26 protein-coding genes are annotated in these 25836 nt (G+C 47.3%); 23 read left to right on the plus strand and 3 right to left on the minus strand.

The genetic code is table 11. The features are described 5' to 3' along the window. The 7 genes from PMI05_RS10060 to PMI05_RS10090 all read left to right on the plus strand — a co-directional run. On the plus strand, nt 1-748 hold a 748-nt coding region (locus tag PMI05_RS10060; RefSeq protein WP_007720783.1), incomplete at its 5' end, for a TlyA family RNA methyltransferase. Nucleotides 749-876: 128 nt separating this feature from the next. Further along, on the plus strand, nt 877-1734 hold the full coding sequence (locus PMI05_RS10065; RefSeq protein WP_007720786.1) for an NAD(+)/NADH kinase: 858 nt from the start codon (nt 877-879) through the stop codon (nt 1732-1734). A 5-nt stretch (nt 1735-1739) separates the two neighbouring features. Continuing rightward, on the plus strand, nt 1740-2189 hold the full coding sequence (gene ahrC / locus PMI05_RS10070; RefSeq protein ID WP_007720787.1) for a transcriptional regulator AhrC/ArgR: 450 nt from the start codon (nt 1740-1742) through the stop codon (nt 2187-2189). Nucleotides 2190-2205: 16 nt separating this feature from the next. Then, nucleotides 2206-3930, plus strand: a complete 1725-nt coding sequence (gene recN / locus PMI05_RS10075) for a DNA repair protein RecN (RefSeq protein ID WP_007720789.1) — start codon at nt 2206-2208, stop codon at nt 3928-3930. Nucleotides 3931-4172: 242 nt separating this feature from the next. Then, nucleotides 4173-5507, plus strand: coding sequence for a SpoIVB peptidase (gene spoIVB / locus PMI05_RS10080; protein ID WP_007720791.1), 1335 nt, complete (start codon nt 4173-4175; stop codon nt 5505-5507). A 259-nt stretch (nt 5508-5766) separates the two neighbouring features. Next, nucleotides 5767-6555, plus strand: coding sequence for a sporulation transcription factor Spo0A (spo0A, locus tag PMI05_RS10085; protein WP_007720793.1), 789 nt, complete (start codon nt 5767-5769; stop codon nt 6553-6555). Nucleotides 6556-8176: 1621 nt separating this feature from the next. Further along, nucleotides 8177-8863, plus strand: coding sequence for a hypothetical protein (locus PMI05_RS10090; RefSeq protein ID WP_007720800.1), 687 nt, complete (start codon nt 8177-8179; stop codon nt 8861-8863). Between the two features lie 146 nt (nt 8864-9009). On the opposite strand, the gene PMI05_RS10095 is transcribed toward PMI05_RS10090, so the two are convergent. Further along, the gene (locus PMI05_RS10095) at nt 9010-9411 is read right to left on the minus strand and encodes a hypothetical protein (protein ID WP_007720803.1); all 402 of its coding nucleotides are present in this window, start codon (nt 9409-9411) and stop codon (nt 9010-9012) included. A 279-nt stretch (nt 9412-9690) separates the two neighbouring features. On the opposite strand from PMI05_RS10095, the gene PMI05_RS10100 reads away from it, so the two are divergent. After that, nucleotides 9691-10269, plus strand: a complete 579-nt coding sequence (locus PMI05_RS10100; protein WP_039960550.1) for a carbonic anhydrase — start codon at nt 9691-9693, stop codon at nt 10267-10269. Next, nucleotides 10244-11119, plus strand: a complete 876-nt coding sequence (locus PMI05_RS10105) for a metallophosphoesterase (protein ID WP_052006423.1) — start codon at nt 10244-10246, stop codon at nt 11117-11119. The genes PMI05_RS10100 and PMI05_RS10105 overlap by 26 nt, the downstream gene beginning before the upstream one ends. 7 nt (nt 11120-11126) lie before the next feature. Here the strand turns inward: PMI05_RS10105 and PMI05_RS10110 are convergent, their stop codons facing one another. After that, entirely contained in the window at nt 11127-11993 is an 867-nt protein-coding gene (locus PMI05_RS10110) for a LysR family transcriptional regulator (protein ID WP_007720816.1), read from the minus strand. A gap of 100 nt (nt 11994-12093) precedes the next feature. On the opposite strand from PMI05_RS10110, the gene PMI05_RS10115 reads away from it, so the two are divergent. The 8 genes from PMI05_RS10115 (at nt 12094) to PMI05_RS10145 (ending at nt 17799) form a co-directional block, all read left to right on the plus strand. Continuing rightward, entirely contained in the window at nt 12094-12903 is an 810-nt protein-coding gene (locus tag PMI05_RS10115) for a class I SAM-dependent methyltransferase (protein ID WP_007720818.1), read from the plus strand. After that, the gene (locus PMI05_RS10120; RefSeq protein WP_007720820.1) at nt 12887-13267 is read left to right on the plus strand and encodes a VOC family protein; all 381 of its coding nucleotides are present in this window, start codon (nt 12887-12889) and stop codon (nt 13265-13267) included. Before PMI05_RS10115 ends, PMI05_RS10120 begins: the two co-directional genes overlap by 17 nt. Beyond that, the gene (locus PMI05_RS10125; RefSeq protein WP_007720821.1) at nt 13264-14067 is read left to right on the plus strand and encodes a class I SAM-dependent methyltransferase; all 804 of its coding nucleotides are present in this window, start codon (nt 13264-13266) and stop codon (nt 14065-14067) included. Before PMI05_RS10120 ends, PMI05_RS10125 begins: the two co-directional genes overlap by 4 nt. Nucleotides 14068-14183: 116 nt before the next feature. Continuing rightward, nucleotides 14184-14360 (plus strand): DUF2759 family protein, encoded by a 177-nt coding sequence (locus tag PMI05_RS29950; RefSeq protein WP_007720823.1) that lies wholly within the window; start codon nt 14184-14186, stop codon nt 14358-14360. Between the two features lie 108 nt (nt 14361-14468). After that, nucleotides 14469-15635, plus strand: coding sequence for a putative cytokinetic ring protein SteA (gene steA / locus PMI05_RS10130; protein WP_007720825.1), 1167 nt, complete (start codon nt 14469-14471; stop codon nt 15633-15635). 25 nt (nt 15636-15660) lie between these two features. After that, nucleotides 15661-16215, plus strand: a complete 555-nt coding sequence (locus PMI05_RS10135) for a copper transporter (protein WP_007720828.1) — start codon at nt 15661-15663, stop codon at nt 16213-16215. Then, the gene (locus PMI05_RS10140) at nt 16202-16894 is read left to right on the plus strand and encodes a glycosyltransferase family 2 protein (RefSeq protein ID WP_007720830.1); all 693 of its coding nucleotides are present in this window, start codon (nt 16202-16204) and stop codon (nt 16892-16894) included. The genes PMI05_RS10135 and PMI05_RS10140 overlap by 14 nt, the downstream gene beginning before the upstream one ends. Beyond that, the gene (locus PMI05_RS10145) at nt 16876-17799 is read left to right on the plus strand and encodes a hypothetical protein (protein WP_007720832.1); all 924 of its coding nucleotides are present in this window, start codon (nt 16876-16878) and stop codon (nt 17797-17799) included. Before PMI05_RS10140 ends, PMI05_RS10145 begins: the two co-directional genes overlap by 19 nt. On the opposite strand, the gene PMI05_RS10150 is transcribed toward PMI05_RS10145, so the two are convergent. Beyond that, nucleotides 17796-18056 carry a DUF2627 domain-containing protein gene (locus PMI05_RS10150; protein ID WP_007720834.1) on the minus strand — a complete coding sequence of 87 codons (261 nt, stop codon included), beginning with the start codon at nt 18054-18056 and terminating at the stop codon, nt 17796-17798. The two genes, PMI05_RS10145 and PMI05_RS10150, sit on opposite strands and share 4 nt — an antisense overlap. A 216-nt stretch (nt 18057-18272) precedes the next feature. On the opposite strand from PMI05_RS10150, the gene PMI05_RS10155 reads away from it, so the two are divergent. The 6 genes from PMI05_RS10155 to PMI05_RS10180 form a co-directional block, all read left to right on the plus strand. Further along, nucleotides 18273-20342: a sigma-54-dependent Fis family transcriptional regulator gene (locus PMI05_RS10155; protein WP_007720836.1), complete on the plus strand. Its 2070-nt coding sequence runs from the start codon at nt 18273-18275 to the stop codon at nt 20340-20342. Between the two features lie 233 nt (nt 20343-20575). Further along, nucleotides 20576-21667, plus strand: coding sequence for a Glu/Leu/Phe/Val dehydrogenase dimerization domain-containing protein (locus tag PMI05_RS10160; protein WP_007720838.1), 1092 nt, complete (start codon nt 20576-20578; stop codon nt 21665-21667). Nucleotides 21668-21806: 139 nt separating this feature from the next. Then, nucleotides 21807-23228 (plus strand): dihydrolipoyl dehydrogenase, encoded by a 1422-nt coding sequence (gene lpdA, locus PMI05_RS10165; protein ID WP_039960555.1) that lies wholly within the window; start codon nt 21807-21809, stop codon nt 23226-23228. Between the two features lie 17 nt (nt 23229-23245). Further along, nucleotides 23246-24238: a thiamine pyrophosphate-dependent dehydrogenase E1 component subunit alpha gene (locus PMI05_RS10170; RefSeq protein WP_007720845.1), complete on the plus strand. Its 993-nt coding sequence runs from the start codon at nt 23246-23248 to the stop codon at nt 24236-24238. Nucleotides 24239-24251: 13 nt separating this feature from the next. Next, nucleotides 24252-25235, plus strand: coding sequence for an alpha-ketoacid dehydrogenase subunit beta (locus PMI05_RS10175; RefSeq protein ID WP_007720847.1), 984 nt, complete (start codon nt 24252-24254; stop codon nt 25233-25235). A 20-nt stretch (nt 25236-25255) separates the two neighbouring features. Next, nucleotides 25256-25836 (plus strand): biotin/lipoyl-containing protein (locus PMI05_RS10180; RefSeq protein WP_007720848.1); only part of this gene is annotated, 581 nt, incomplete at its 3' end.

A 25836-nucleotide genomic window follows, 5' to 3' on the forward strand; every position in this document is an offset into this window, starting at 1 on the left:
AAAACCAGCCGTAATGGCAGGACTAGTGCAAGTAGCTGGCGAACGCTGTGACAAGCCGGGAACGAAATTTGCCGAGGATGTTGCGATTACGGTGAAGGGCGAGGTACATCCTTATGTGAGTCGGGGTGGCCTCAAGTTGGAAAAGGCATTGCGTGTCTTTGAAATCGACATGAAGGATCGTGTCATGATGGACATCGGTGCCTCCACTGGCGGATTTACGGACTGTGCGCTACAAAACGGTGCGCGACTTGTATACGCCATTGATGTCGGGTACGGACAGCTCGCGTGGAGCTTGCGACAAGATGAACGAGTGGTCGTCATGGAACGGACGAATTTTCGTCATATGGACACGGAAGCTTTTGAACATGAACGCCCAAACGCGGCATCGATTGACGTATCGTTTATTTCGCTGCGATTGATCTTGCCGGTGCTGTACCGTTTTCTGCTCGAGGGCGGTGACGTCGTTGCGCTGGTCAAGCCTCAATTTGAAGCTGGCAAGGATAGAGTCGGAAAGAATGGAATTGTCCGTGATCCAGAAGTACACGAGAGCGTACTGACTGACATCGGTCAATTTGCCAGCGGATTGGGTTTCGCTCTAAAAGGCTTGGATTACTCTCCAATTACAGGGGGAGAAGGAAATATTGAATTTGTTATGCATGCCCAGAAAAGTGAGGGCGGCATGGATTCAGAAGCTTGGTTGCAATGCGTATCAGAGGTTGTTGCGTCTGCTCATGCGAATTTGAAATAGGATAAAAAACCAAAGCCTCGGGAGTTTTGTCACAATCGAGGCTTTTTATTTATGCATGTGAAGTTGTATACTTGTATATGAGGTTGTTCAAGAAGGATTTCCAACCAACCAGTTTTGGGGTGGACCACGTGAAGAAAATTGGAATCATAGCGAACAAAGGAAAACCCGAAGCACGAATCGTTGCAAGGGAACTGCTGTATTTACTTGAAGACAGAGGGGCGCAGGTATTCCTGGATGAAAATGTCGCATCAGATGTAGGGCATCCAGAACTGGGCGCATCTGTAGAAGAGATGGGGAAGCAGGCGGATTTGGTTTGTGTATTAGGGGGCGATGGCACGCTACTCAGAATTGCTCGCCAGCTTGCCGGTCACTCTATCCCGATCTTTGGAATTAATTTAGGCACGTTGGGCTTTTTGTCGGAAGCGGAACCGGAGCATCTGCCTCAGGCTGTAGACAATCTCCTATCTGGAAAGTACGACATTGAAAAGAGAGCGATGCTGGAAGCTTGTTTGGTGCGAAAAGGAACCACACTGGGGACATACACAGCCATGAATGATATTGGGATTGCAAAAGGGTCATTTTGCCGGATCATTCAATGTGCGGTCTTTCTGGATGATGAGTACGTGGCGACGTTTAGCGGAGATGGAGTTATTGTCTCTACGCCAACAGGATCAACGGCATACTCACTTTCAGCAGGCGGTCCAATAGTGGCGCCCAATGTGGACATGCTATTACTGACGCCAGTGGCTCCTCATTCCTTGACAGCTCGGCCATTGGTACTGTCAGGCAATCAAACGATCCGGGTCGAAGTGGATGCCATTCATCAAGAGATGGGACTGTCCATTGACGGGCAGTTTGGTTATCGACTCGAGGGCGGCGATCAGATTTACATTAAAAAGTCACCGTGTGTTACCCCGCTGATTAAGTGGAAAAAAGGTGGCTTTTTCGAAGCAATACGAACGAAATTACAAGGGGAATGGGAGTAATCCATATGAACAAAGGGCAACGACATATTCGTATTCGGGATATCATCAGCAATCAAGAGGTGGAAACACAGGATGAGCTGGTGGACCGCTTGCGGACTGCTGGCTTTAACGTGACGCAAGCGACTGTATCCCGAGACATCAAGGAACTACACTTGGTAAAAGTTCCGCTCCCTGATGGACGATATAAGTATTCAATGCCTGCTGAACAAAAATTCAATCCACTGCAAAAGCTAAAACGCATGCTTGTGGATTCCTTTATTAGCATTGACCAAGCTGATCATTTTATTGTACTGAAGACACTTTCGGGACATGCGAATGCGGTAGCTGAACTGATCGACAACCTTCCATGGGAAGAAATCATGGGGACAATCAGTGGCGACAACACCATCCTGATTATTTGCCGTTCCAAAGAAAATACCAACGAAGTGACGAAACGCTTAATGGAAATGTTGTAGAAGGTGGTCGCTTGCGATGCTAGTGGAACTCTCGATCCGAAATTTTGCCATCATCAAATCAGTGACGGTCTCTTTCCAAAAAGGCTTAAACATCCTTACAGGTGAGACTGGTGCTGGTAAATCCATCATTATCGATGCGCTTGGACTGCTATTAGGAGGCCGGGCTTCGGCTGATTTTGTCCGTTACGGTGAGCCTCGTGCAGAAGTGGAAGGGCTGTTTGAATTGCCGCCTGGTCATCCTGGACTTGACGTTTGTAAGAATGTCGGTGTCCAGATTGAGCAAGACGGTATGCTCGTGGTACGCCGAGATATATCGAATCAAGGGAAGAGCATTATTCGAATCAACGGCCAGCTCGTGACTCTCGCTATGCTGCGTGAGTTAGGGCCATGGCTGGTTACGGTGCATGGACAACACGATACGCATATGCTGATGCAGTCAGACAAGCATATCAATTGGCTCGATGCATATGGGGAAAGTGCATTGGGATCTGCGAAGCAAGAGTACGGCACCCTGTATGCTACTTACCGCAAAACAAAGCAAGATCTGGAGCGTATGGCACGTAATGATCGTGAGCTGGTACAGCGTATGGATCTATTGCAATATCAGCTCGATGAAATTGAGGCGGCAACCCTCACGCCTGGTGAAGACGAGAAGCTCTTGCAGCAGCGGAAAAAGTGGATGAACATTGAAAAAGTTTATTCAACGATTCAAGATGCATATCGCGCCTTGCATGGTGACCAAAAGGGCATGGATTGGTTAGGACATGCTATGGGAGAGCTCGAGCGTGGTGTGAACTACGAAGAACAGCTCGTTCCGATTTTGGAGACGGTCCAATCGGCATACTATCAGATAGAAGATGTGGTACATAACCTTCGTCAATTGTCGTATCAAATGGATTTTGAACCGGAGCAGTTGGCAGAAGTAGAACGCCGTCTTGATCAGATTCAGTCGTTAAAACGCAAGTATGGCAAAAGTGTAGACGACATTTTGGAGTACGCTGCCACAATTCAGGATGAATTGGATGATATGCATCACTACGAAGACCGCCTCCAGCAGGTGGAAAAGCAATTGCAGGAGTTTGCAGCCGATTTGGCAGTGGAGGCATTGGAGTTGTCGGTCATTCGTTCCGAATGCGCAGGAAAACTCGCACAAGAAATCGAGCAGCAGCTAAAAGAACTGCACATGGAGCGTGCTCGTTTTGCCATTGATGTCAGACAGACGCCGGATGATGACGGGGTAGAAATTGACGGAATCAAGCGATTCGTAGATGCGAACGGAATGGATCAGATCGAGTTTTTAATCTCACCTAACCCGGGTGAGCCATTGCGTCCCTTGGCTAAGATTGCTTCTGGCGGGGAGCTGTCTCGCGTCATGCTGGCCATTAAAACGATTTTGGCGGGTACTGATCAAGTGGAGACTCTTATTTTTGATGAAGTCGACACGGGTGTAAGCGGAAGAGCCGCTCAAGCGATAGCAGAAAAGCTCGCCCGAGTCGCTGGGCAGCGCCAAGTTCTGTGCATTACGCACTTGCCACAGGTCGCATCCATGGCAGACGCGCATTTTCTGATCAAAAAGGAAATGAGCGAGAATGAAACAGAGACGCGGGTGAATCGTTTGTCTGATGATGAACGGGTATCAGAGCTGGCTCGTATGCTAAGCGGGGCAGAAGTAACAGCAAAAACAGAAGAACATGCGCGCGAGATGATCCTTCTCGGCCGTGAAAGAAAGACTGTCAGCTAATTTAAGTTGGCAGTCTTTTTTTCGTTTATAAAAGTGCAGCAATGGAATCGTCAAGGGCTTGGTGATGCCTGGTTTTCTAATGTTCAGAGTGGGTTATTTTCCTGACATAATCCGCTTGGCTGGTGGCAACATTAAAGGTACACAAGGTGGAGGTGTCCCTCATGACCGCTTGCGGTCAATCAAAACGGACCTGACCGTTTTGTTTTGTAGGTGTAGGTAGGGAACGGTAGGAGTGATTACTGGTGATCCGACAAAACAAAAGAAAATGGATGGGAAGTCTCCTTCTCCTCATCACGGCGCTTGTCGTGAGTTCCACCCCGTTCCGCGATCTGTCCTCCTTTCCCCGTGAATTGCGTTTGATGGAAGGGTCCCTCGAACAACTGCGGGTCTCTGTGCCGGTAATGGGCACGCTAATCAATAGCAATCCTGATATTTTGCACGTTAACGGGACAGAGGCGCGAGAGGTATCCGTTGATTTGAGCAGGCCTATGTCCGTTGAACCGCGTAGGGCTGGGGAAGCCCAATTGCAGGTGAAGTGGCATAACATTCCGCTGACTGCTGTAAAAGTAAATGTATTGCCAGATCTGCGGTTGTACCCTGGTGGACAGTCAATCGGGGTGAAGCTGCAAACAGCGGGTGTTTTGGTTGTCGGTCATCATTTAGTAGACGATGGTAAAAACAAGTTTTCTCCAGGTGAACAGGCAGGTATACACGTCGGTGACATGATTATCAAAATGAACGACATGTACATCAATGACATGAACGACGTAAAGAAATTGATTAACGAAACGGGGAAAAAGAATCATTCCGTTCAATTGCTTGTCGTTCGTGGCAAGGAAAAGCTTTCGCTCACTTTGCACCCAGCAAAAGACAAAAAAGACAGTGAATACCGTATGGGTCTCTATATTCGGGATTCAGCGGCAGGAGTAGGGACACTGACCTTTTTTGATCCGAATTCCAAAGCGTACGGGGCATTAGGGCACGTCATTTCCGACGTTGATACTGGTCAAGCCATTGTCGTAGGAGATGGCCAGATCGTGCAAGCGAGTGTCACATCGATTGAAAAAGGACAAAGTGGCAACCCAGGGGAGAAATTTGCACGTTTCTACAATGAAAGTGAAGTTCTCGGAAATATAACCAAAAACACCCCTTTTGGCATTTTCGGCAAAATGAAGGACGAGCCCAAACGCAGCTATTACCAGGAGCCGTTACCAATTGCTCTTGCTGAGCAGGTAGAGGAAGGGCCAGCCAAAATTCTTACTGTCGTGGAAGGTCAGAAGGTAGAAGAGTTCGATATTGAGATCGCAAACGTGGTCAAGCAGCATTTTCCTGCAACCAAAGGGATGATCATTAAAGTCACGGACAAACGCCTTTTGGAAAAGACAGGTGGCATCGTACAGGGGATGAGCGGCAGCCCCATCATTCAAAAAGGTAAGATTGTCGGTGCCGTCACGCATGTGTTTGTCAATGATCCTACTTCGGGATACGGCTGCTACATTGAATGGATGCTTCAGGATGCTGGCGTGAATGTGCGAGGTACTGCCGAATCTCGGACCAATACAACCAAAGCTGCCTGAATGAAGTGCCGTCACGCGAACGAAGCGAGGCGGCTTTTTCGATTTTTGCAGTCCTTTGACGAATCGATTAGAAATGAAAGGATTCTTTGTCGAAATATCAGTTAAATCATTCAATCTTTCGTCATTGGCAGGAATGGAATTTGCTTTGTCGAATAATTTTTGTAGAGAAAAGATGGTATGGACTAATCCTTTTAGATTTGTTAACCTCTAGAACGCCACCTTCTTTCCAAAAGACCGTCCATTGTTAGGAGGAACGACCTTGAGCAAGATTGAAGTGTTGTTGGCAGATGATAACCGTGAATTTGTAAATCTGTTGGAAGAGTACATCAGTAGCCAGTATGACATGAATGTTGTGGGTGTTGCTTACAACGGCAATGAGGTAGTTCGACTGCTGCAGGAACGTGTACCCGATGTATTAATTTTGGATATCATCATGCCACATCTGGATGGCTTGGCTGTTTTGGAGCAAATTCAGGCCATGCGCTTAAGTCCTCAACCTAAAATTATCATGTTGACTGCTTTCGGGCAGGAAGAGATTACGAAGAAAGCAGTAGAGCTGGGAGCCGCATACTACATTTTGAAACCGTTTGATATGGAGGTGCTGGCTCAGCGCATCCGTCAAATCATTACAACCAAACCTGCCTCTTCTTTTGTTTCTTCTGTAAAACCGCAAGCTACATTGCAAATCCGCGGACGTAATTTGGACGCGAGCATCACAAGCATCATTCATGAGATTGGAGTTCCTGCACATATCAAAGGCTATTTGTATTTGCGGGAAGCGATTACAATGGTATACAACGATGTTGAGCTGCTCGGTTCGATTACCAAAGTCCTGTATCCGGACATTGCCAAGAAATTCAATACAACTGCAAGTCGTGTAGAACGTGCCATCCGTCATGCGATTGAAGTAGCGTGGTCCCGTGGTAATTTGGACTCTATCTCCAGTTTGTTTGGTTATACGATTTCCAACACCAAGGCAAAGCCGACCAACAGTGAGTTTATTGCCATGGTGGCGGACAAGCTGCGGATTGAGGCGAAGATTAGCTAAGATCGTGTCATTACGACGTTTTTGAACGGTGGCTAATCGGTCTGTTCCCGTAAATTCTGCGATAAATTGTGCAGCTGTCGTTCCGAAAAAACCGAATGTGCACTTCGAAAGCAACGTTGCCCGAATTGGGTGGCGTTTCTTTTTATTTGTACTAATGCTTTAGTGCGACAAAGTGAAAAAGCATACGCAAGCCTTTCCGACTGCGGTAAATGCATCGCTAACGCTATTTAACGTTTATAAAGCGAACCTGTGCGGTACAAAATACGCGATTGCATCCGCAGCATGCTCCCGGCGTGAACGCCCTCCGAAATCTTAGGGGTCACGCTGCATAAACGATAATTATCCACAGGATACGGAATTCGCGCCGTTATCACGTTTACGAAAATGAGCTGAGTCCGAGAACGACGGTTATGGTAAGTGGGAATGGATATCACGCGACCTAAGTATAAGTAAGTACATCTGATCGTTTTCGTGTAGGTAATTGAAAGCATATTCGAGGAAGTATGTATAAGGGGCAACAGTATAGTAAGAACTGCCCCTATTTATCTTAGTGTGATTCAGTCTCCTCCGTAAATTTCTTGACAATCTACAAACTCCTCCGTACACCTCTGGTTACACAAGACGTTTTCATAGCCAGTCATGAAGGAACAACGCCTTTCACACCGTTTTCGTTCCATGACGCATATATCAAAGTTTGAAAACCAGCGATACGGATAACGTGGATAAGGCAGGGAATAAGGATCGTATGGATTCGGATACCAGTCGTACTGTACATGTCGAATGGTTCTCTTATTACCCTTTCGTTTCATGTCTTCACTCCCTCGTTAAAGTAACGCACCTTTTATAGTAAATGACTATATGGCCCGTTCTGATTGGACGAATCGACTAAACGTTTCACCCAAATACACGGGCGGCGCCGTAATGGTACCGCACTTTCTGCGTTATCTCAACGAAAGGAGCTGTTTATATCGGAACGCGAATACTCACGAACACACAGGCGGAAGCAGACGCTATCAATACGGAGAATGGTGTTAAGATGTTGGATTTCTCTGCGAAAGTATGGGCAAATTCGGAACGTTAGAGGAAGCGTGGGGTGTGGTACGCGAGATCGATGCGGTTAGCAAACGGTTTAAACTCGTATGCGATTAATAAGTCTACTTGAACTTTAACTGACCGTTCTTTCGACTGTTTCCAGAGTCAAGCAAATTAGTTAAGGGACTGGCTTTTTCATGCTGTTCACTCAGATCAGAAGTTGTAAAGCGGACATATTTTTCTGTCGTGGACAACGAAGTATGACCGAGCAACCTCATCAGAAGTTTACCGAATGGTAACAAAAAATGGTTTGTGTAATCTATAATTATATTCTAAACAGAATAAAAACGAGGTGCAAAATGGAAAATCTAACAGAACAATGCTCAAAATGTGGGTGTAAAGAGATTGGGGAAGGAAGGCAGGCTGGGCATGCGGGTGTATTACCCATAGGTAAGATTTTTCCGGTTAGTTCTGCGATCATTCATAGAATCTGTACAAATTGTGGCTATGTTCTCGAGAGTTATGTTGAAAACCCATCTAAATATAAAGGTTCATACTGATCACTATTTCAAACGGAGAATAAAAGTAAATGAGCAAACTATTGTCCTGCAAAGAAATTAGTATCCATTCTTCTACATCTCCAATTGAGTATAAGAGGGCTGGATATCGTCAAAGGTTTCTAACCATTGAGGGAAAAGAGATCGCCAATACAGGTATAGATTGTGAAACCTGTCTTTTTTATGCCGACTCTTCAGGAATGGATATGAAAAACGCAACAAGAATATCCAACAAATTAAATCAAGGGATAAATACACTGGACCAAGATTTCATGTCTGATTTATCCTGTCTCATTCCCAATGGTCATTACATTGCAACTTTGCTGAAAGTGTATCCTAGGATGAAAAGAGAGGCATATGGGACTGAATACTATAAAGCTGGGCTAAGGAATATAAGCAGTCTGAAGAAAATTGAAGAATATATAGTACCCATCCAACCCAGCGAATCATTAAATCCTATAGCAATTAATGATTACAAAGACAGGGTGAATGTAAAAGAAACACCAACAGCGTTGAGCATTTCTTTCCTAGATATAAAATATCCGTTAAATCATTATGATGAGGTATGGGTTTATAGTCATTTTTTATTGGATGGTCATCACAAAATGTTTGCAGCAGATAAAGCCCAAAAAGCAGTTACCCTATTATCCTTTTTATCGATTGAAGAGTCATTCGCTAATAAGGAACATTTAGAAAAACTTTTCCAAGTTTTAACCTGATGAATTGACTAATGAATTTAGACGTGTCTCTGGGCAAGAAGTAAGCCAAGGTATATTAACCCTGGCCATTGATTTTCATTACATAAATTTACTTAATAGAATCACAGAGGTCACTTAGATGTTTCTGTAGCTGGTGTAGTAGGTGGTTACTTGTGACTTGTTGCGGGAGCATTTTTATATTCAAATTCTATTTCAGAGGTACTACTCAATCCGGTTTGTTCCATGCCTTTACTCGTCAAGGCAATTCTGCCAAATGCCGTAACAGTGGGAGGAATCATTCCATCTGGTTTGATAATTGACACGGAAATGGAGTTAACTTCCTCTTTCTTGTCTTTTGCTAAGGTCCGAGTATTTTCCACGAGAGCACGTAATTCCTTTTCATCATTCGACTCGGTTGACAAAGCAACGAACCAAGTCCCAGTACCTTCGTCAAATCGATCAATGGCTAATACATAGGTAGGTAACGGTACTTCAGGTGTGTTTGCAGTTTCACTACAGGCTGGAAGGATTAGTGCTATTGCAAGTAGTAAGGCTAGTCTTAATTTCAATCTGCAACTCTCCCAATTATGTTTTTGATGATTTTACCAAAGTTAGGAAATTTATACTATAACTAAAAAAGTACTCTTTCCGGATGAACTGAACCAATGTGTCTGGAATTATTCGTTATGATAAAAGAAACACAGACGAGAAACATTACATCCTGACAAAATGAACTAATTGATAAGAAACTGCCACAGTCCCTTGCGAGATTTTGATCCTCCTATGTAAAATAGAAAAGCATACGATAACAAATACATACTACTAAGAGCGAGGCAGGTGCTGTGAAAGTGCGCAATTTGGATGAAATTCTCGCATTTAACCATGAATTTGTGGCGAACCAAGAATATGAAAAGTACCAAACCACCAAGTTTCCTGATAAACGATTGGTCGTGTTGTCTTGTATGGATACCCGTTTGGTTGAACTGCTGCCGAAAGCCATGAACATGCGCAATGGGGATATCAAGCACGTAAAAAGCGCCGGGGCAATCGTGTCCCATCCTTTTGGGAGTATCATGCGTAGTATTCTTATTGCGATCTACGAATTGAATGCCGAAGAAGTGATGGTCGTCGGGCATTATGACTGCGGGATGAGTGCGATTGACAGCAAACGCACGATGGAGAAGATGCTGGAGCGAGGAGTCTCGGCTCAAACGTTTTCCACGCTTCAACATGCAGGGATTAACTTACATAAATGGCTGCACGGATTCGATCGTGTAGAAGAAAGTGTGAAAAATAGCGTAGAAACGATTAAAAATCACCCGCTCCTCCCACCGAATGTGGAGGTACATGGCTTACTCATTGACCCGGTGACGGGAAGATTGGACGTTGTCGTGAATGGGTATGAGCGAAAGAAAGACAGTGAATGATCCTAACCTTGCCCCCATTTCAAGGAAAACATTTCTCCACAAAGTCACGAAATGGGTAGGGGGATTGATTGGGCTCGTTATAGCGACTGGCGTGTACGGTCATGTATGGGAACGAAAAGCGCTTGATATCGTGCGATTGTCCATCACGATACCGGGATTGCCAGAAAGCTTTAAGGGGACAAAGCTCATTCAATTTAGTGATGTTCATCTCGGTCATTATTTTGAACCGAAAGAGTTGGAGTCGGTTATTGCCTTGATCCAGAGCGAAAAACCGGATTTGATTTGCTTCACAGGGGATATCGTAGATGAAGTGACGCGACCTCTATTCGCCGCCGTTCCCCTTTTCAATCAGCTCCTAGCTCCATTAGGCAAATTCGCCGTTTTGGGCAACCACGATTATCGAGCTGGTGAACAACAAAAAGTTCGGGATGGATTAGTCGCATCTGGATTTGAAGTGTTGGATAATCGGCACGTTACCGTACACAAAGATGGCCAGCAGTTATACGTGGCAGGAGTGGATGACCTTTTCTATGGTGTACCTGATCTTCCCAGGGCGCTAGAAAATATCCCGCCGGAGGGCAGCGTTATCTTGTTGGTGCATGAGCCTGATTTTGCTGATATTGCGTCAGAGCATCCTGTGCATCTCCAACTGTCCGGCCACAGCCATGGCGGACAAGTGCGCTTGCCCTTCATTGGTCATCTTTTGGCGCCGCAATACGGGCGTAAATATGTACAAGGACTGTATCAGGTAGGGGGCATGGCTGTGTACACCACCAGAGGGTTGGGTACGACGATCTTGCCTGTTCGTTTATTTTGCCGCCCAGAGCTTACGGTACTAACACTACATTGAACTTTTGTTAATAATGTTCCTTGATCCATTGGACGAATTGCTGGAAAGCATCGTCCTCTTTTTTTGGATGCAGGTAGGCGATGAGTGTGGGGCGCACTAATTCGGCGTTTGCGATATCGTAGGCGACCAATCTTCCGGTCGCTAGCTCTTGTTGTATGGTTCTTTCCGGCAGGATCGTGATCCCTAGCTGGCGTTCGACCATTTTTTTAACAGCATTGAAGCTGTCCAATTCCATAATAATATTCGGAAAAACTCCCTGCTGCGCCAGATAGCGGTCAATCCGTTGGCGATAAGGAGCGGTGTGATTCCCGAACACAATCATTTCTTCGGTTCCCCATGCCTGAAAACCTGGAAACCCACTTGCCCAAGGATGGTTGGGCGCCATGACGAGCAGGAGCCGATCGCTGGGAAGGAATTCTTGATGGATGTGCGGATGATACATTTCACTCCCGAGAAAGGCAATATCAGCCGTTCCTGTTAGCAGAGCGCTAAGGGACTCCTCGTACAGCGTAGAGCGGACGTAGCAGGTAAAGCCCGGATGAGCAATCCGGTACTCTCCAATCAGTCGTGGCAGCTCATAGGCGACAAAAGCTTTTCCTGCGACGATGTTCATCGATTGGCGCTGTTCTTTCTCTTGGATAAAGGTACGCATTTGCTCTACGATATTCGTCGCAACCGGTAGTAACCGACGTCCTTCGCCTGTAAGACTCACTCCAGAAGCGGTGCGAACAAAAAGCGCACTCCCAACCTGGCGCTCTAACTGCTTCAATCGATGCGTCAATGTTGATTGCGCCAAAAATAATGCCTGTGCAGCGCGATTAATCGATCCATGACGAGCAATCGTTAAAAATACCTCAAGACTTTCTCGATCCATTGTGAGCTGCCTCCTATTCAAATTCTCGATAACTAGTTATCTGTATTCTATAACAAGGATGACAAACATTGGAATATGATGTAGGCAGGAGGTGTTCCTGATGAAGAATGAGGAGATCAAACAAGCTGTTCAAGCGCAATTTGGAAAAAATGCAGAGCAATACGTGCAAAGCAAGACCCATGCAAAAGGCAGCGATTTGGAACTGATAGTGGAGTGGATGCAGCCAGCAGAGAAGTGGCGGGCACTGGATATCGCCACAGGAGGTGGGCACGTAGCGAGGACATTGGCTCCACATGTGAGCTTGGTCGTCGCCACGGATTTGACTCGCCCGATGCTCATGGCGGCATCTGCGGCCAATGATACAGCACTTGTCCATAATGTGATGTATGTCCAGGCTGATGCAGAATCTCTCCCGTTTCTCGATGAATCATTTGAGATGGTCACATGCCGAATCGCAGCTCATCATTTTCCGGATCCGGCGGCATTTGTTCGTGAGGTGAGTCGCGTATTGACCCCTGGTGGGTTGTTTCTCTTCATCGACAACGTTTCACCTGAGGAGTCGTCACTCTCGGCGTTCATAAATAAAGTAGAGAAAACACGCGATCCCAGTCATGTTCGCTGTCTTTCCGTAAGTGAATGGCGCGCTTTGTTTGAAGTGAATGGCTTGATTACACAAAAGCAGCAGGAACGCAAAAAAAGGTTTGAATTTTTACCATGGGTTCAGCGCACTTCCGAATCATCTGAGCAGGAAGCGGCCGTGGAAAAAATGCTTCTGAACGCTACAGACGAACAAAAGGAATATCTAGGACTTACCACAAACGAAGGCAGAGTAATGACCCATCAGATTGACGAATGGATGGTTCTTTGCAAAAAAAGAGGAGGAAATGAAGACGATGACAACAAAGTATGAATGGATTGGGCTCGACCATGTACAATTAGCAGCACCAACAGGAACGGAGGACGTAGCGCGCAAGTTTTTCGGTGAGCTTTTAGGAATGCCGGAGGTTCCAAAGCCAGAGAAGCTGCTTGTTCGAGGTGGTGTATGGTTCCAATGTGGCGCCCAAATGATTCATATTGGCGTAGAGGAAGGATTCATTCCTGCGAAAAAAGCACATCCGGCGTTCCTTGTGCAAAACATTGGTTCGCTGATGGAGCATTTGCAAGAGAATGGGGTATCGTTTCGGATTGACGAAGAAATTCCTCACCTTATCCGCTTTTTCACAGAGGACCCATTTGGAAACCGACTGGAGTTCATGGAGGCGAAACAGGAATGACAATTGATTTTCACGCTGAGAAAAACCAGTTGAGCTATACAGGGAGAACCGCTGACGACTCGTGGAGACAGACGATCCTCTCACTCGTCAATCCCGTGGGAAAAAATGTCGTGGACATCGGGTGTGGCGGTGGAATTTATAGTAAGGCTTGGTCTGGCCTAGGCCCTGCTTCTGTCACGGGCATTGACTTTTCTTACGTGATGGTCGAAGCGGCGAGAGAGCAATGCGCTGACGATCCGAAGATTTCGTTTGCACAGGGGGATGCCCGCGCAACAGGCTTGCCGAGTCAGTGTGCGGATATTGTATTCGCTCGCGCCTTGATCCATCATTTCCCGGAGCAAGACTTGCAGAAGTTTTTTAAAGAAGTGATCAGGCTATTGGCACCGGGGGGAATTTGCCTGATCCAAGATCGGACGATGGACGATGTCAAAATGCCAGCCTCGCCGACTCATTTTCGCGGTTATTTCTTTACCCGATACCCGCGCTTGTTAAAGATAGAACAGACGCGTAGACCGGATGATACAATGGTGCAGAACACCATGAAGCTCGCGGGGCTTGATCAGGTGAACAAGACAACGCTATGGGAGACAAGACGTGAATACGATAGTTGGTCTGAATTGGAAGCTGACTTGCTTTCAAGAAAAGGCCGCTCCATTCTGCATGAATTGACTGATGCGGAACTGAAGGACCTTGTTCACACCATCCATGATCAGGTAGCTGGGCAAGAAAAATTGATTGAGCAAGATTGCTGGAGTATATGGATAGGCAGCGCAACATGTGGCACAATAAAAGGGAAATAATTGTGAAACTTTTTGTTCACAAATTTGGATATGCTTGTCTCATAATACGTGAAGCTATATAATGGAATTGCCATTGTATTCCGGTTTGCGTCATCATGGTGAAGGAGTTGTCGTTTATGAAAATCGTTTTATTTGACATCCTGATGTTTATCTTCACATTCTTTATTGCTTGGGGCTGTTTGAGTTCCATCAAAGCGAAAAACACATTTGCAATCTTATTTGGCTTTGTATCTTTGGTGGTTTTCCTGTTCGCAGATGGTTTAATCATTTACTACCTGGTCAAAGGTGCGTAGATTAAACTGAAAACGCTTCGCTTAAAAGAGGTTGTGCATTTGATGCACAGCTTCTTTTTTTGCATTGTGCAAGGAAATATTTAGCATACTAAAAGCGGAGGTGGAAACGTGGGCAAACAAAAAGGTTCTGCAGCACATTCATACACGGCTGTCGTAGCAGCTGATCTGAAGACGAAGCAGTTGTGCAAACGTCTCCACTCCCATCATATCGCCATCATTGATCATCCGGACGTTGATGAGATAGCAGCACAGTCCTTGGTGGAGAGAGGGGTAAAAGTCGTCCTCAACCTTTCGCCATTCATGACGGGGCAATACCCGGCTGAAGGAGCTCGCCAACTTTTAACAAACGGTGTCACACTCTATGAGGTACTGGATGTAGATGTGTCGGATTCATTCATGGAATGGATCGAAGGCAAGTATGCAACGATACGCGAAGAAAATCTGTACATCCTATTGGAAGAGAAGTGGGTCCATGTATGTAGACTGCAGCAGGTGACGGTTCCCTCTATTTTGAACCGATGGCATGAAGCTCAGGATAAGTTGGATGACACGCTCTCTTCGTTTATCGACAATACACTTTTGTACGCCAGCAAGGAAAAAGACCTATTTTTAAAACCACTTTGCCATGTGCAATTACTAAAAAAAATGGAACAGCGACACGTCGTTGTCGTCGTTCGCGGGAAACATTACAGAGAGGACTTACTGACGCTATCTTCCTACATTCGGGAATATCGACCTGTTTTAATCGGGGTCGATGGCGGTGCAGATGCCCTCATGGAAGCAGGGTATCGTCCAGATCTGATTGTGGGAGATATGGACAGCGTCTCGGACAGAGCGCTCCAAAGCGGAGCGGAGATCGTCGTACATGCTTTTGTGGATGGGACAGCACCTGGAACGACTCGCGTAAAAACGCTCGGATTGCCTTATCATGTCTTGCCAGCGCCTGGTACGAGCGAAGATGTGGCGATGCTGTTAGCGTACGAAAAGAAGGCTGAACTGATCGTCACGATCGGTGCCCATACAAGTATGATTGATTTTCTGGAAAAAGGCCGCAAAGGTATGGCGAGCACGTTATTGGTCCGCACGAAGATTGGGACAAAGCTAATTGATGCCAAAGGAGTCAGTCATCTCTATCGGCCGAGCGAGTCATGGAAGCTGTGGGGTTGGTGTATAGTCGCTATGCTTCTCCCTGTTTCAGCCGCGCTCGTCATTAATCCGATCACCCGTCATGCTGTACAGATGATTTGGACCCAGTGGCGAACTTGGACTTTATGAACAACGCACTTTCATGGAGGTAGACATGATACCCTTCCGCTATCATTTGATTTCACTGGCTGCCATATTTGTCGCGCTTGGGGTAGGTATCTTGTTAGGAGGGACGGCAGGCCATTCATGGATAACGCAAGGAACAAAAGGCATTCTTTCCAATATGGAAGCAAAGTACGATCGCGCTCTCAAAAGCAACCATGAATTAAGACAGCAAATGAATCGATTGCTCAAAGAAGTTGCTCGCAGCAACCAAGAAGTCGTCCAACTCATGAGCGGACGCTATGTGGATGAACTTACAGGAAGCAAGCTGTATGTTTGGCAGGAGGATGGCAAGGTTGCTGAACAGATTAAGCAACTGATGCATTCAGTAGGCATGGAAGTGGTTTCATATCGTGAGGGAAACAGTTGGGAAGATGGGATGCTTTTGGTGGTAGCAAGGCAAGCTCCGCTTTGGCTACGGGAAAAACGAGTGAATTCCTGGATACAGGTCGTAGAAGTGCCTGACTCTCCTGCAAAACAATGGGCACTTTTGGAGCAAGTGCAAAATAGATTGGCTGAGAGGAAGGGCTCGCGTGAAAAAAGTTAGCGTCGTCATCCCAGCGTTCAACGAACAGGCTTCCATCGGTGATACACTCCGTGCCATCCGTGAACGCTTTTTTTGTGATGAACTAATCGTTGTTGATGATGGCAGTAAAGATGAGACGGCACACATCGCAAGCAAGTGGGCGGATATGGTGATTCGAGCGCCGCGCAATCAAGGAAAAGGTGCAGCTGTTCAACTGGGCTGGAAGTGCGCCAGTGGGGATGTGGTCATGCTGCTCGACGGTGATTTGCGAGACAGCGCAGCAGAAGCGGCACATTTGCTTACGCCGGTGCTACAAGATGTCTGTGATATGGCGGTAGCTGTTCTTCCACCTCCGCAAGTGAAAGCAGGTTTCGGATTAGCAAAAGGCTTGGCCCATCATGGCATTCGGGTGTTGACAGGTTTTGAAGCAAAAGCCCCATTATCAGGACAACGGGCAATACGTCGCGAGCTTCTTGACCGATTGGGGAGTCAAGATAAGGGATTTGGCCTAGAGGTGGGGCTCACTGTCGATGCTTTGCGGGCAGGGTATCGTGTAGCAGAGGTTCCTGTCTTTTTTTCGCACCGTGAAACGAAAAACGATTGGGCAGGCTTCAGTCATCGCGGGAAAGAGTTTGTCGCGATTAGCCGAACGCTGTGCTGGAAATGGTGGGAGGGCCAAGAGTGGAAACGAAGATCATGATGCTCATGATGCTCGTCGCCGTCATTTTTCCGCTGGTGCTTGACCGTCCGCTGTATAAAATCGGCATACAAAAGCTCAATGCCCTGGGGATGAATCGATTCAATTACGATGGAGAGCCAGTACTGACAGCGGGGGGGCTCATCCTCGTATGTACGAGCACAATAACCGGTATAGTGCTGATCGGACTACTTTTGCTCAGAGGGGCCAAAAGCGAGCTTCTCCTGAACGGCTTTTTATTTCTAACAGGTATGATCACAATGGCCTTTTGGGGATGGCGTGATGATCGAGCATCAGATCGGGATGCAAAAGGGTTTCGCGGACATTTCGGTGTGTTTTGGCGAGAGAGGCGAATGACCAGTGGCATGTGGAAGCTGATAGGCGGGACAAGCACGGCTTTTTGTCTTTCCTTCACTCTTTCGAACTCATTAGGGGCCGGTATTGTTTCCTTTGGTCTACTTGCACTCTCACCCAATATCGTTAACTTGTTTGATTTGCGGCCAGCACGGGCGATCAAAGTGTTTTGGTGCCTGACTGTACTGGCAGGGGCTTTTGGTATATGGACATTAGGAGCCAGTGCGGCGATGGAAAACTGGATTTTTTTGATCCCTGTTACCATGGCAAGCATGCTCATGTTTCCCCATGACGCTGGCGGCAAAACCATGCTCGGAGATACAGGTTCGAATGCCTTGGGTTTTGCAGTAGGCTTTTCCTTTGTCAGCGGGACATCGATTTATGTACAGGCGAGTATGCTCGTGCTTTTCCTGTGCCTGCAGGTTGCGGCAGAATTTTGCTCGTTTTCGCGTGTTATTGAACAGGTCGCTTGGCTCAGACGACTCGATCAATGGGGGAGAGTTACAGAAGCTGAAAATAAAAAAAACCAGACTGGTTCGTCCGGTTTGGTCTAGTCCTCGTCATCAGGTTCAGGAACCATGAAACGGGGCTGTACGCGATTTTTTTTGCGTTCATGATGGAGAATAAATCCGGCAATAAACCATACAGGGATGGCGAAAGCCAGTATACCTAGAATGAGTTTTCCCCATAAAAATCCAACATCCGGAGAGGCAGAATAGAAGAATGCGTCACGGATTAACTTGATTCCGTACATGGCGATTGCTGCCGGGATTACCATAATTAAGAGTGCAATGATTTTCTGAAATACCAAGGGTTTTTCACCCCTTTCTCGAATGCGTAAACGACTACAACAACTACAGTATGGTCATTTTATCATATCGGATGCGAACAGCCTTGTCCACCGTACCTGTTGCACATGAACGAGCGCACGTTAGGGAAGATCGCCTGTCCATCAACGGTTTGTTGGAGTACAATGGTAACGAGTAAGATCGTAAAGAGGTTGTTCAAAAAGTGAGGGGTCTCTCGCATGCACAAGCTGCTCATCGTTGGTGCGGGACGTGGTGGAACAGCACTCCTGCGGATGCTAAACCAGATGGACCGATTACAAGTCGTTGCTGTTGTCGATCAACGGCCGAACGCCCCAGGCATACTGCTGGCCCAATCATTGGGGATTCCCGTCGATCAAGATTATCGGCCTTATTTGGATGAGGATCTGGATGTCATTTTAGAAGCTACAGGGGACCTGGGGGAGTATGAGCATCTCAGGCAATTAAAGAAAGATAAGACAGTGCTCATCCCAGGAACGTTTACGAGAATCGTCATGAAATTGATTCGGGAACGCGATAAGCTGATTGCGGTCTTGATGCAAAATCAGCGGGAGCGGGAAACGATGTTGAACTCCACGCATGACGCGATTATCGGGGTCAATCGCCAAGGAGTTATTACGTTGTTCAACAAAGCCGCAGAGCGATTGATGGGCATCGAGGCGAGTGAAGTGCTGGATACAAAAGTTTCGGAGCGTATAACGAACACTCGGTTACATATTGTATTAAAGACAGGCTCTCCCGAATTGAATCAGGAGCAGGTTTTGCCGAATCAGACGCGGATTATTACAAACCGTGTGCCCGTTCGCAATGATCGAGGAGAAGTTGTCGGAGCTGTTGCCATTTTCCGTGATATTACAGAAATCATGGCGTTGGCAGAAGAAGTGACGAACTTGAAAGATTTGCAGAGCATGCTCCAAGCGATTATTCAATCGTCGGACGAAGCGATATCGGTCGTTGACCAATACGGGAATGGACTTTTGATCAACCCGGCCTACACGAGGCTTACGGGTTTTTCGCAAGACGACATTATCGGGAAACCAGCGACGGTGGATATTTCCGAAGGCGATAGCATGCACATGCAAGTCTTGAAAACGAAGAAGGCAGTGAGAGGCGCCCCCATGAAATTGGGACCAAAGCGCAAGGACGTCGTGGTCAATGTTGCACCTGTTCTGGTCGATGGAGAGCTGAAAGGCAGCGTTGGCGTCATTCACGATGTCTCCGAATTCAAGCGCCTGTCAGAAGAGCTGGAGAAAGCGCGTCGTATCATCCGCAATCTGGAGGCAAAATATAGCTTTGCAGACATTATCGGCTATAGCGAGTCCATGCAGCAAGCGATCGAGCAAGCCAAAAAAGCGGCGTCAACACCAGCAACGGTGCTTCTTCGTGGGGAATCGGGAACGGGGAAAGAACTGTTTGCCCACGCCATACATAATGCAAGCGAACGAAAATACAACCAATTTATCCGGGTCAATTGTGCAGCTATCTCAGAGAGCCTCCTGGAGAGTGAGCTTTTCGGTTACGAAGAGGGTGCGTTTACAGGTGCGCGTCGAGGAGGAAAGCGGGGGCTGTTTGAGGAGGCCAGCGGTGGAACAATCTTTTTGGACGAGATTGGCGAACTGTCCATGAGCATGCAGGTCATGCTTTTGCGCGTCCTGCAGGAGCGAGAGGTCGTGCGAGTCGGTGGAACGAAGCCGATCAACATCGATGTTCGCGTCATTGCGGCTACTCATGTGAATCTGGAGGCTGCGATCGGAGCGGGACGTTTCCGTGAAGACTTGTACTATCGTCTCCACGTCGTGCCGATTCATATCCCGCCACTCAGACAGCGCTTGGAAGATATTAAGCCGATTGCTATGCACCTGCTACGAAAAGCCAATGTGGAGTACGGTAGGAATGTAGAAGAGCTGCATGAAGAAACATTGCAGATGCTTCTGTCCTATCACTGGCCGGGCAATGTACGCGAGCTAGAAAATGTACTGGGCAGGGCGATGATTCATATGCGGATTAACGAGCGAATCATCATGCCGGAGCATTTACCCCCACTGGAAAGAAGAATCGTTTCGACCAAAAAGGAAGAGGCCCAGCATGAGGGTTCCACTGGTACCACATTAAAAGAAGCAGTAGAAAAGGCAGAACGTCAGCACATATTGCGGGAACTGGCAGCAGCCAAAGGCAATCGCACCCTTACAGCAAAACGCCTCGGAATCGCGATTCGCAGTTTGTACTACAAGATGGAAAAATTGGGCATCATGGATGTGCAGGAAGAGTAACGAAGTAACCGTGCAAAATATTGCACGCAAATCTTTGCGCGTATATGCAAAAAAATGCAGACTTGACGTCGGGATACTCATTCCACGTTCTTGTAAATAAAGCGCTTTCATGAGTTTGATTTTATTGGCATGACTTTTGCATATACCTCTTGACGGGAAATTCTCCAAATGGAGCCCACTGTTACGCTAGCTTACTTAAGCGGAAAACGAAAGATACTAGGGAGGTTTCTTCAGTGAACATCTTTGACTACATGCAAAAGTACGATTACGAGCAATTGGTATTTTGCCAAGACGAAAATTCCGGTTTGAAAGCAATCATTTGCATTCATGATACGACATTAGGACCAGCACTCGGCGGAACGCGCATGTGGCCTTATAAAACAGAAGAAGAGGCGATTGTAGACGTACTCCGTCTCGGTCGTGGGATGACTTACAAAAACGCTGCAGCTGGACTGAACATCGGTGGTGGTAAAGCAGTTATCATCGGTGATCCACGCGAGCATAAGAGCGAAGAGCTGTTCCGTGCTTTCGGTCGCTATATTCAAGGGCTGAATGGCCGTTACATCACAGCTGAGGATGTAGGAACAACGGTAGCAGACATGGATATGATCCACCTAGAAACAGATTTCGTCACAGGTGTTTCTCCGGCATTTGGTTCCAGTGGTAACCCATCTCCTGTTACAGCTTACGGTGTTTACCGCGGAATGAAAGCTGCTGCTAAATTGGCGTTTGGTTCCGACTCTCTCTCCGGACGAGTGATTGCTGTACAAGGTGTAGGAAACGTAGCATACAATCTGTGCCGCCATCTGCATGAAGAAGGCGCGCATTTGATCGTAACAGACATCAATCAAGAAAACGTAGATCGTGCAGTGAACGATTTCGGTGCGAAAGCCGTAGGCGTTAACGAGATCTTTGGCGTAGAGTGCGATATCTTCTCTCCTTGCGCATTGGGTGCAATCATCAACGATGACACCATTCCACTCTTCAAAGCAAAAGTGATTGCAGGGGCAGCTAACAACCAGCTGAAAGAAGAGAAGCACGGCGACCAAATTCACGAAATGGGTCTGATCTACGCGCCTGACTACGTGATCAATGCTGGTGGTGTAATCAATGTGGCAGATGAGCTGCAAGGCTACAACCGCGAGCGTGCACTGAAAAAAGTAGAAACAATCTATGACAGCATCCTGAAAATTTACGAAATCGCTGAACGTGATGGCATGGCTTCCTACAAAGCTGCTGACCGCATGGCGGAAGAGCGCATTGCAAGTGTTGCAAGATCACGTAATACTTTCCTGCAAAACGGCAAGACTGTTTACAAGCGCTAATCTCGTTTCTTCTATAAAGTTCATACTCCTGTCCGCTCTTCTATGGAGGGGCGGTCAGGAATACATAAACGGTTTTCTTTGAATATTCATATTCTCGTAAATACGCAGGTTAGCTTTCCGAATGAAAGGAGAGATCGTGGTGTCTCAAGAGTTTGATCTAGTCGTCCTCGGGGGAGGTACCGGCGGTTATGTAGCGGCAATCCGCGCTTCCCAGTTGGGAATGAAGGTAGCAATCGTGGAAAAAGAAAAGCTCGGTGGTACTTGCTTGCACCGTGGTTGCATCCCATCTAAAGCGTTATTGCGCAGTGCAGAAGTATTCTCCACCCTGAAGGAAGCTGACAAATACGGAGTCTCGGCAGGTACTGTAGGCTATGACTTTACGAAAATACAAGAGCGAAAGCAAGGCATAATCGACCAACTTCACAAAGGGATTCAATACTTGATGAAAAAAGGCAGCATTACTGTCTTTGAAGGCTTTGGAAGAGTCATGGGGCCTTCCATTTTTTCTCCGCAGGCAGGTGCTGTGCGCATTGAAAAGGAAAACGGGGATCAAGAAATGATCGTTCCACGATTCCTTTTGCTGGCAACAGGTTCTCGTCCACGCACACTTCCAGGTTTGGTCATCGACGGATCTTATGTGGTAACAAGCGATGAAGCGTTGCAGTGGGAGCAATTGCCTGCTTCAGTTGTCATCGTTGGTGGCGGTGTCATCGGGATTGAGTGGGCATCCATGCTCAATGATTTCGGTGTGGAAGTAACTGTTGTGGAGTACGCAGACCGTATTTTGCCGTTTGAGGATGAAGAAGTGAGCAAGGAATTGGCTCGTCTTTTGAAAAAGCGGAAAGTCAACATCGTGACGGGAGCAAAGGTGCTGCCTGAATCGTTGGAAAAAGGGGAAGGCAAAGTATCTATTCAGGCGGAAGTCAAGGATGGAGTTCAAACCTTCGAAGCCGAAAAGGTACTCGTATCAGTAGGACGCCAAGCGAATGTAGAAAACATCGGTTTGGAAGCAACAGAAATCAAAGTTGAGCGTGGCGTAGTCGTGGTTAATGAATTTTTCCAGACTGCAGAGTCTCATATTTATGCGATTGGTGACGTTATTGGCGGTCTGCAATTGGCGCATGTTGCTTCGCATGAAGGAATACTTGCGGTAGAGCACATGGCTAGACTAAACCCGCACCCGATGGATTACACCAAGGTTCCGAAATGTACGTATAGCCGACCTGAAGTCGCAAATGTCGGACTCACTGAAAAAGAAGCAAAAGAACAAGGCTACGATGTGAAAATCGGCAAGTTCAGCTTTAAGCCATTAGGCAAAGCACTGATCCACGGTGAGAATGACGGCTTTGTGAAGTTGGTCGTTGATGCCAAGACCAATGATTTGTTAGGGGTTCACATGATCGGTACACATGTGACAGATATGATTTCCGAAGCGGGCTTGGCTCGTGTACTGGATGCGACTCCGTGGGAGATCGGTCAGACGATTCACCCGCATCCATCCTTATCCGAAGCAATCATGGAGGCAGCTCAGGCTGTCGACGGAAAAGCGATACACAATTAGTAAGGGGGTATGTAACGATGACAACCAAGCGACATGAGCAAGTGGGATTGACCGATGCGCAAGTCCTTGACATGTATTATTACATGCTATTGGCCAGAAAAATTGACGAGCGCCAATGGCTGTTGAATCGTGCGGGCAAAGTACCGTTCGTGATTTCCTGCCAGGGTCAGGAAGCAGCTCAGGTGGGAGCAGCTTTTGCGATGGAAAAAGACAGAGATTTCTTGTGCCCTTACTATCGCGATCTTGGTTTGGTGCTGGTCTTTGGCCAAACAGCCCGTGATTGCATGCTATCCGCTTTTGCGAAGGCAGAAGATCCGAATAGCGGTGGAAGACAGATGCCAGGTCACTTCGGTGGCAAGAAGTACAATATTTTGACAGGCTCAAGCCCTGTTACTACCCAAGTGCCGCACGCAGTCGGTATGGCTTTGGCGGGTAGAATGAAGCAAAAAGATTTTGTTGTGTATGCATCGTTCGGAGAAGGCTCCAGCAACCAGGGTGACTTCCACGAAGGTGCGAACTTTGCGGGTGTTCACAAGCTCCCGGTTATCTTTTTCTGTGAAAACAACAAATACGCGATCTCTGTACCACTGAAAAAGCAGTTGGCTTGTGAAAGTGTAGCAGACCGTGCGATCGGTTACGGCTTCCCTGGAGTCAGTGTTGACGGAAACGATCCGATTGAAGTGTATCGTGTCATGAAAGAAGCGGTTGAACGTGCTCGCAGTGGTCAAGGGGCAACGCTGATCGAAGCCGTTATGTATCGCCTTGTTCCGCACTCTAGCGACGATGACGATCGTGTGTATCGGACGAGAGAAGAAGTGGAAGAAGCGAAGAAAAAGGACCCGTTGATTGTTTTTGCTGCATATTTGAGAGAGATCGGACTCTTGGACGAACATAAGGAAGCGGATATGCTAGCTCGCGTACAGCTGGAAGTGGATGAAGCCACTGAATATGCAGAAAACGCGCCATATCCAACACCAGAATCGACAATGACATACGTATACGGGGAATAAGGGGGGATCTTTTATGGCAGTCATTTCTTTTATTGATGCAATTACAATGGCGATGCGTGAAGAAATGCGTCGCGATTCCAATGTGTTTATCCTCGGAGAAGACGTTGGCGTACGCGGTGGGGTTTTCCGTGCGACAAACGGATTGATTGAAGAGTTTGGCGAGGAGCGCGTGATTGATACCCCACTGGCTGAATCCGCTATTGTGGGTGTAGGGATTGGTGCGGCAGCTTACGGTATGCGTCCAATCGCGGAGATCCAGTTCGCGGATTTCATCATGCCAGCTGTGAACCAAATTGTCAGTGAGGCGGCGAAAATGCGCTATCGTTCGAACAACGATTGGCACTGCCCGATCACGATTCGTGCTCCATTCGGTGGCGGGGTTCATGGTGCACTGTACCACTCGCAATCTGTGGAAGCGATGTTCACGAACACCCCTGGTTTGAAAGTAGTGGCACCTTCGACACCTTATGATGCAAAAGGTCTACTGAAAGCAGCCATTCGCGATGAAGATCCGGTGCTCTTTTTCGAGCACAAGCGCTGCTATCGTTTAATCAAAGGCGAAGTGCCTGAGGACGACTATGTGCTGCCGATTGGTAAAGCGGACGTCAAGCGAGAGGGTACAGATATCACGGTCATCTCCTACGGTTTGACTCTGCACTTCGCACTGCAAGCTGCGGAAAAGCTCGCACAAGAAGGCATCAGCGCGCATGTTCTCGATTTGCGCACACTGTATCCGTTGGACAAAGAAGCGATTGTAGAAGCGGCTTCGAAGACAGGCAAAGTATTGATCGTACACGAGGACAACAAAGAAGGCGGCGTTGGCGGTGAGGTAGCTGCCATTGTAGCGGAGCATTGCCTGTTCGATTTGGATGCACCGATTAAACGTCTATGCGGTCCAGATGTACCGGCTATGCCATACAGCCCGCCAATGGAAAAATACTTTATGCTGAACCCGGAAAAAGTATTGGAAGCAATGCGCGAGCTGGCCAACTTTTAAGGCGAGGAGGACCAAGGATCATGGCAACGAAAGTACTTATGCCCCAGCTCGGAGAGAGCGTGACCGAGGGCACGATTAGCAAATGGTTGGTCAATGTAGGCGACACGGTCAAGAAATACGACTCGCTGGCTGAAGTGACGACGGATAAAGTAAATGCAGAGGTTCCTTCTACCGTTTCAGGACGCGTTACTGAGATCGTCGTGCCAGAAGGTGAGACAGTCGCTGTCGGCACATTGATCCTATATATAGAAGAAAGTGGTGCGGAAGGTGGAGCTGCAGCGCCTGCTAGCTCGACGGAAACTACGACTACACAAGCACCTGCAACCGAGCAGCCAAAGGCAGCTACGCCGGCTGTATCTATTCAGCAAGCACCAGTCGTCGATGGACCAAAACAACGTTATTCACCTGCTGTTGTCATGCTCTCACAGCAACATGGCATTGATTTGTCCCGCGTTGTAGGAACAGGAGCAGGCGGTCGTATTACGCGCAAAGATGTCCAAGCGATTATCGACGCGGGCGGCCAAAAGCCAGCTGAGACAGTGAAAGAAACAATCGCGCAGGCTCCTGTGGCAGCACTCGAGCAATCTACTGTCGTTTCAAC

The sequence above is a fragment of the Brevibacillus sp. BC25 genome, assembly GCF_000282075.1.
GTDB lineage: Bacteria > Bacillota > Bacilli > Brevibacillales > Brevibacillaceae > Brevibacillus.

What these genes read in the sequence shown, in the direction of transcription:
- ahrC (WP_007720787.1), top strand. Translation starts at nt 1,740, where the DNA reads ATGAACAAAGGGCAACGACATATTCGTATTCGGGATATCATCAGCAAT.
- recN (WP_007720789.1), top strand. Translation starts at nt 2,206, where the DNA reads ATGCTAGTGGAACTCTCGATCCGAAATTTTGCCATCATCAAATCAGTG.
- PMI05_RS10090 (WP_007720800.1), top strand. Translation starts at nt 8,177, where the DNA reads ATGAGCAAACTATTGTCCTGCAAAGAAATTAGTATCCATTCTTCTACA.
- PMI05_RS10105 (WP_052006423.1), top strand. Translation starts at nt 10,244, where the DNA reads ATGAGCGAAAGAAAGACAGTGAATGATCCTAACCTTGCCCCCATTTCA.
- PMI05_RS10110 (WP_007720816.1), bottom strand. Translation starts at nt 11,993, where the DNA reads ATGGATCGAGAAAGTCTTGAGGTATTTTTAACGATTGCTCGTCATGGA.
- PMI05_RS10115 (WP_007720818.1), top strand. Translation starts at nt 12,094, where the DNA reads ATGAAGAATGAGGAGATCAAACAAGCTGTTCAAGCGCAATTTGGAAAA.
- PMI05_RS10120 (WP_007720820.1), top strand. Translation starts at nt 12,887, where the DNA reads ATGACAACAAAGTATGAATGGATTGGGCTCGACCATGTACAATTAGCA.
- PMI05_RS10125 (WP_007720821.1), top strand. Translation starts at nt 13,264, where the DNA reads ATGACAATTGATTTTCACGCTGAGAAAAACCAGTTGAGCTATACAGGG.
- PMI05_RS29950 (WP_007720823.1), top strand. Translation starts at nt 14,184, where the DNA reads ATGAAAATCGTTTTATTTGACATCCTGATGTTTATCTTCACATTCTTT.
- PMI05_RS10135 (WP_007720828.1), top strand. Translation starts at nt 15,661, where the DNA reads ATGATACCCTTCCGCTATCATTTGATTTCACTGGCTGCCATATTTGTC.
- PMI05_RS10155 (WP_007720836.1), top strand. Translation starts at nt 18,273, where the DNA reads ATGCACAAGCTGCTCATCGTTGGTGCGGGACGTGGTGGAACAGCACTC.
- PMI05_RS10170 (WP_007720845.1), top strand. Translation starts at nt 23,246, where the DNA reads ATGACAACCAAGCGACATGAGCAAGTGGGATTGACCGATGCGCAAGTC.
- PMI05_RS10175 (WP_007720847.1), top strand. Translation starts at nt 24,252, where the DNA reads ATGGCAGTCATTTCTTTTATTGATGCAATTACAATGGCGATGCGTGAA.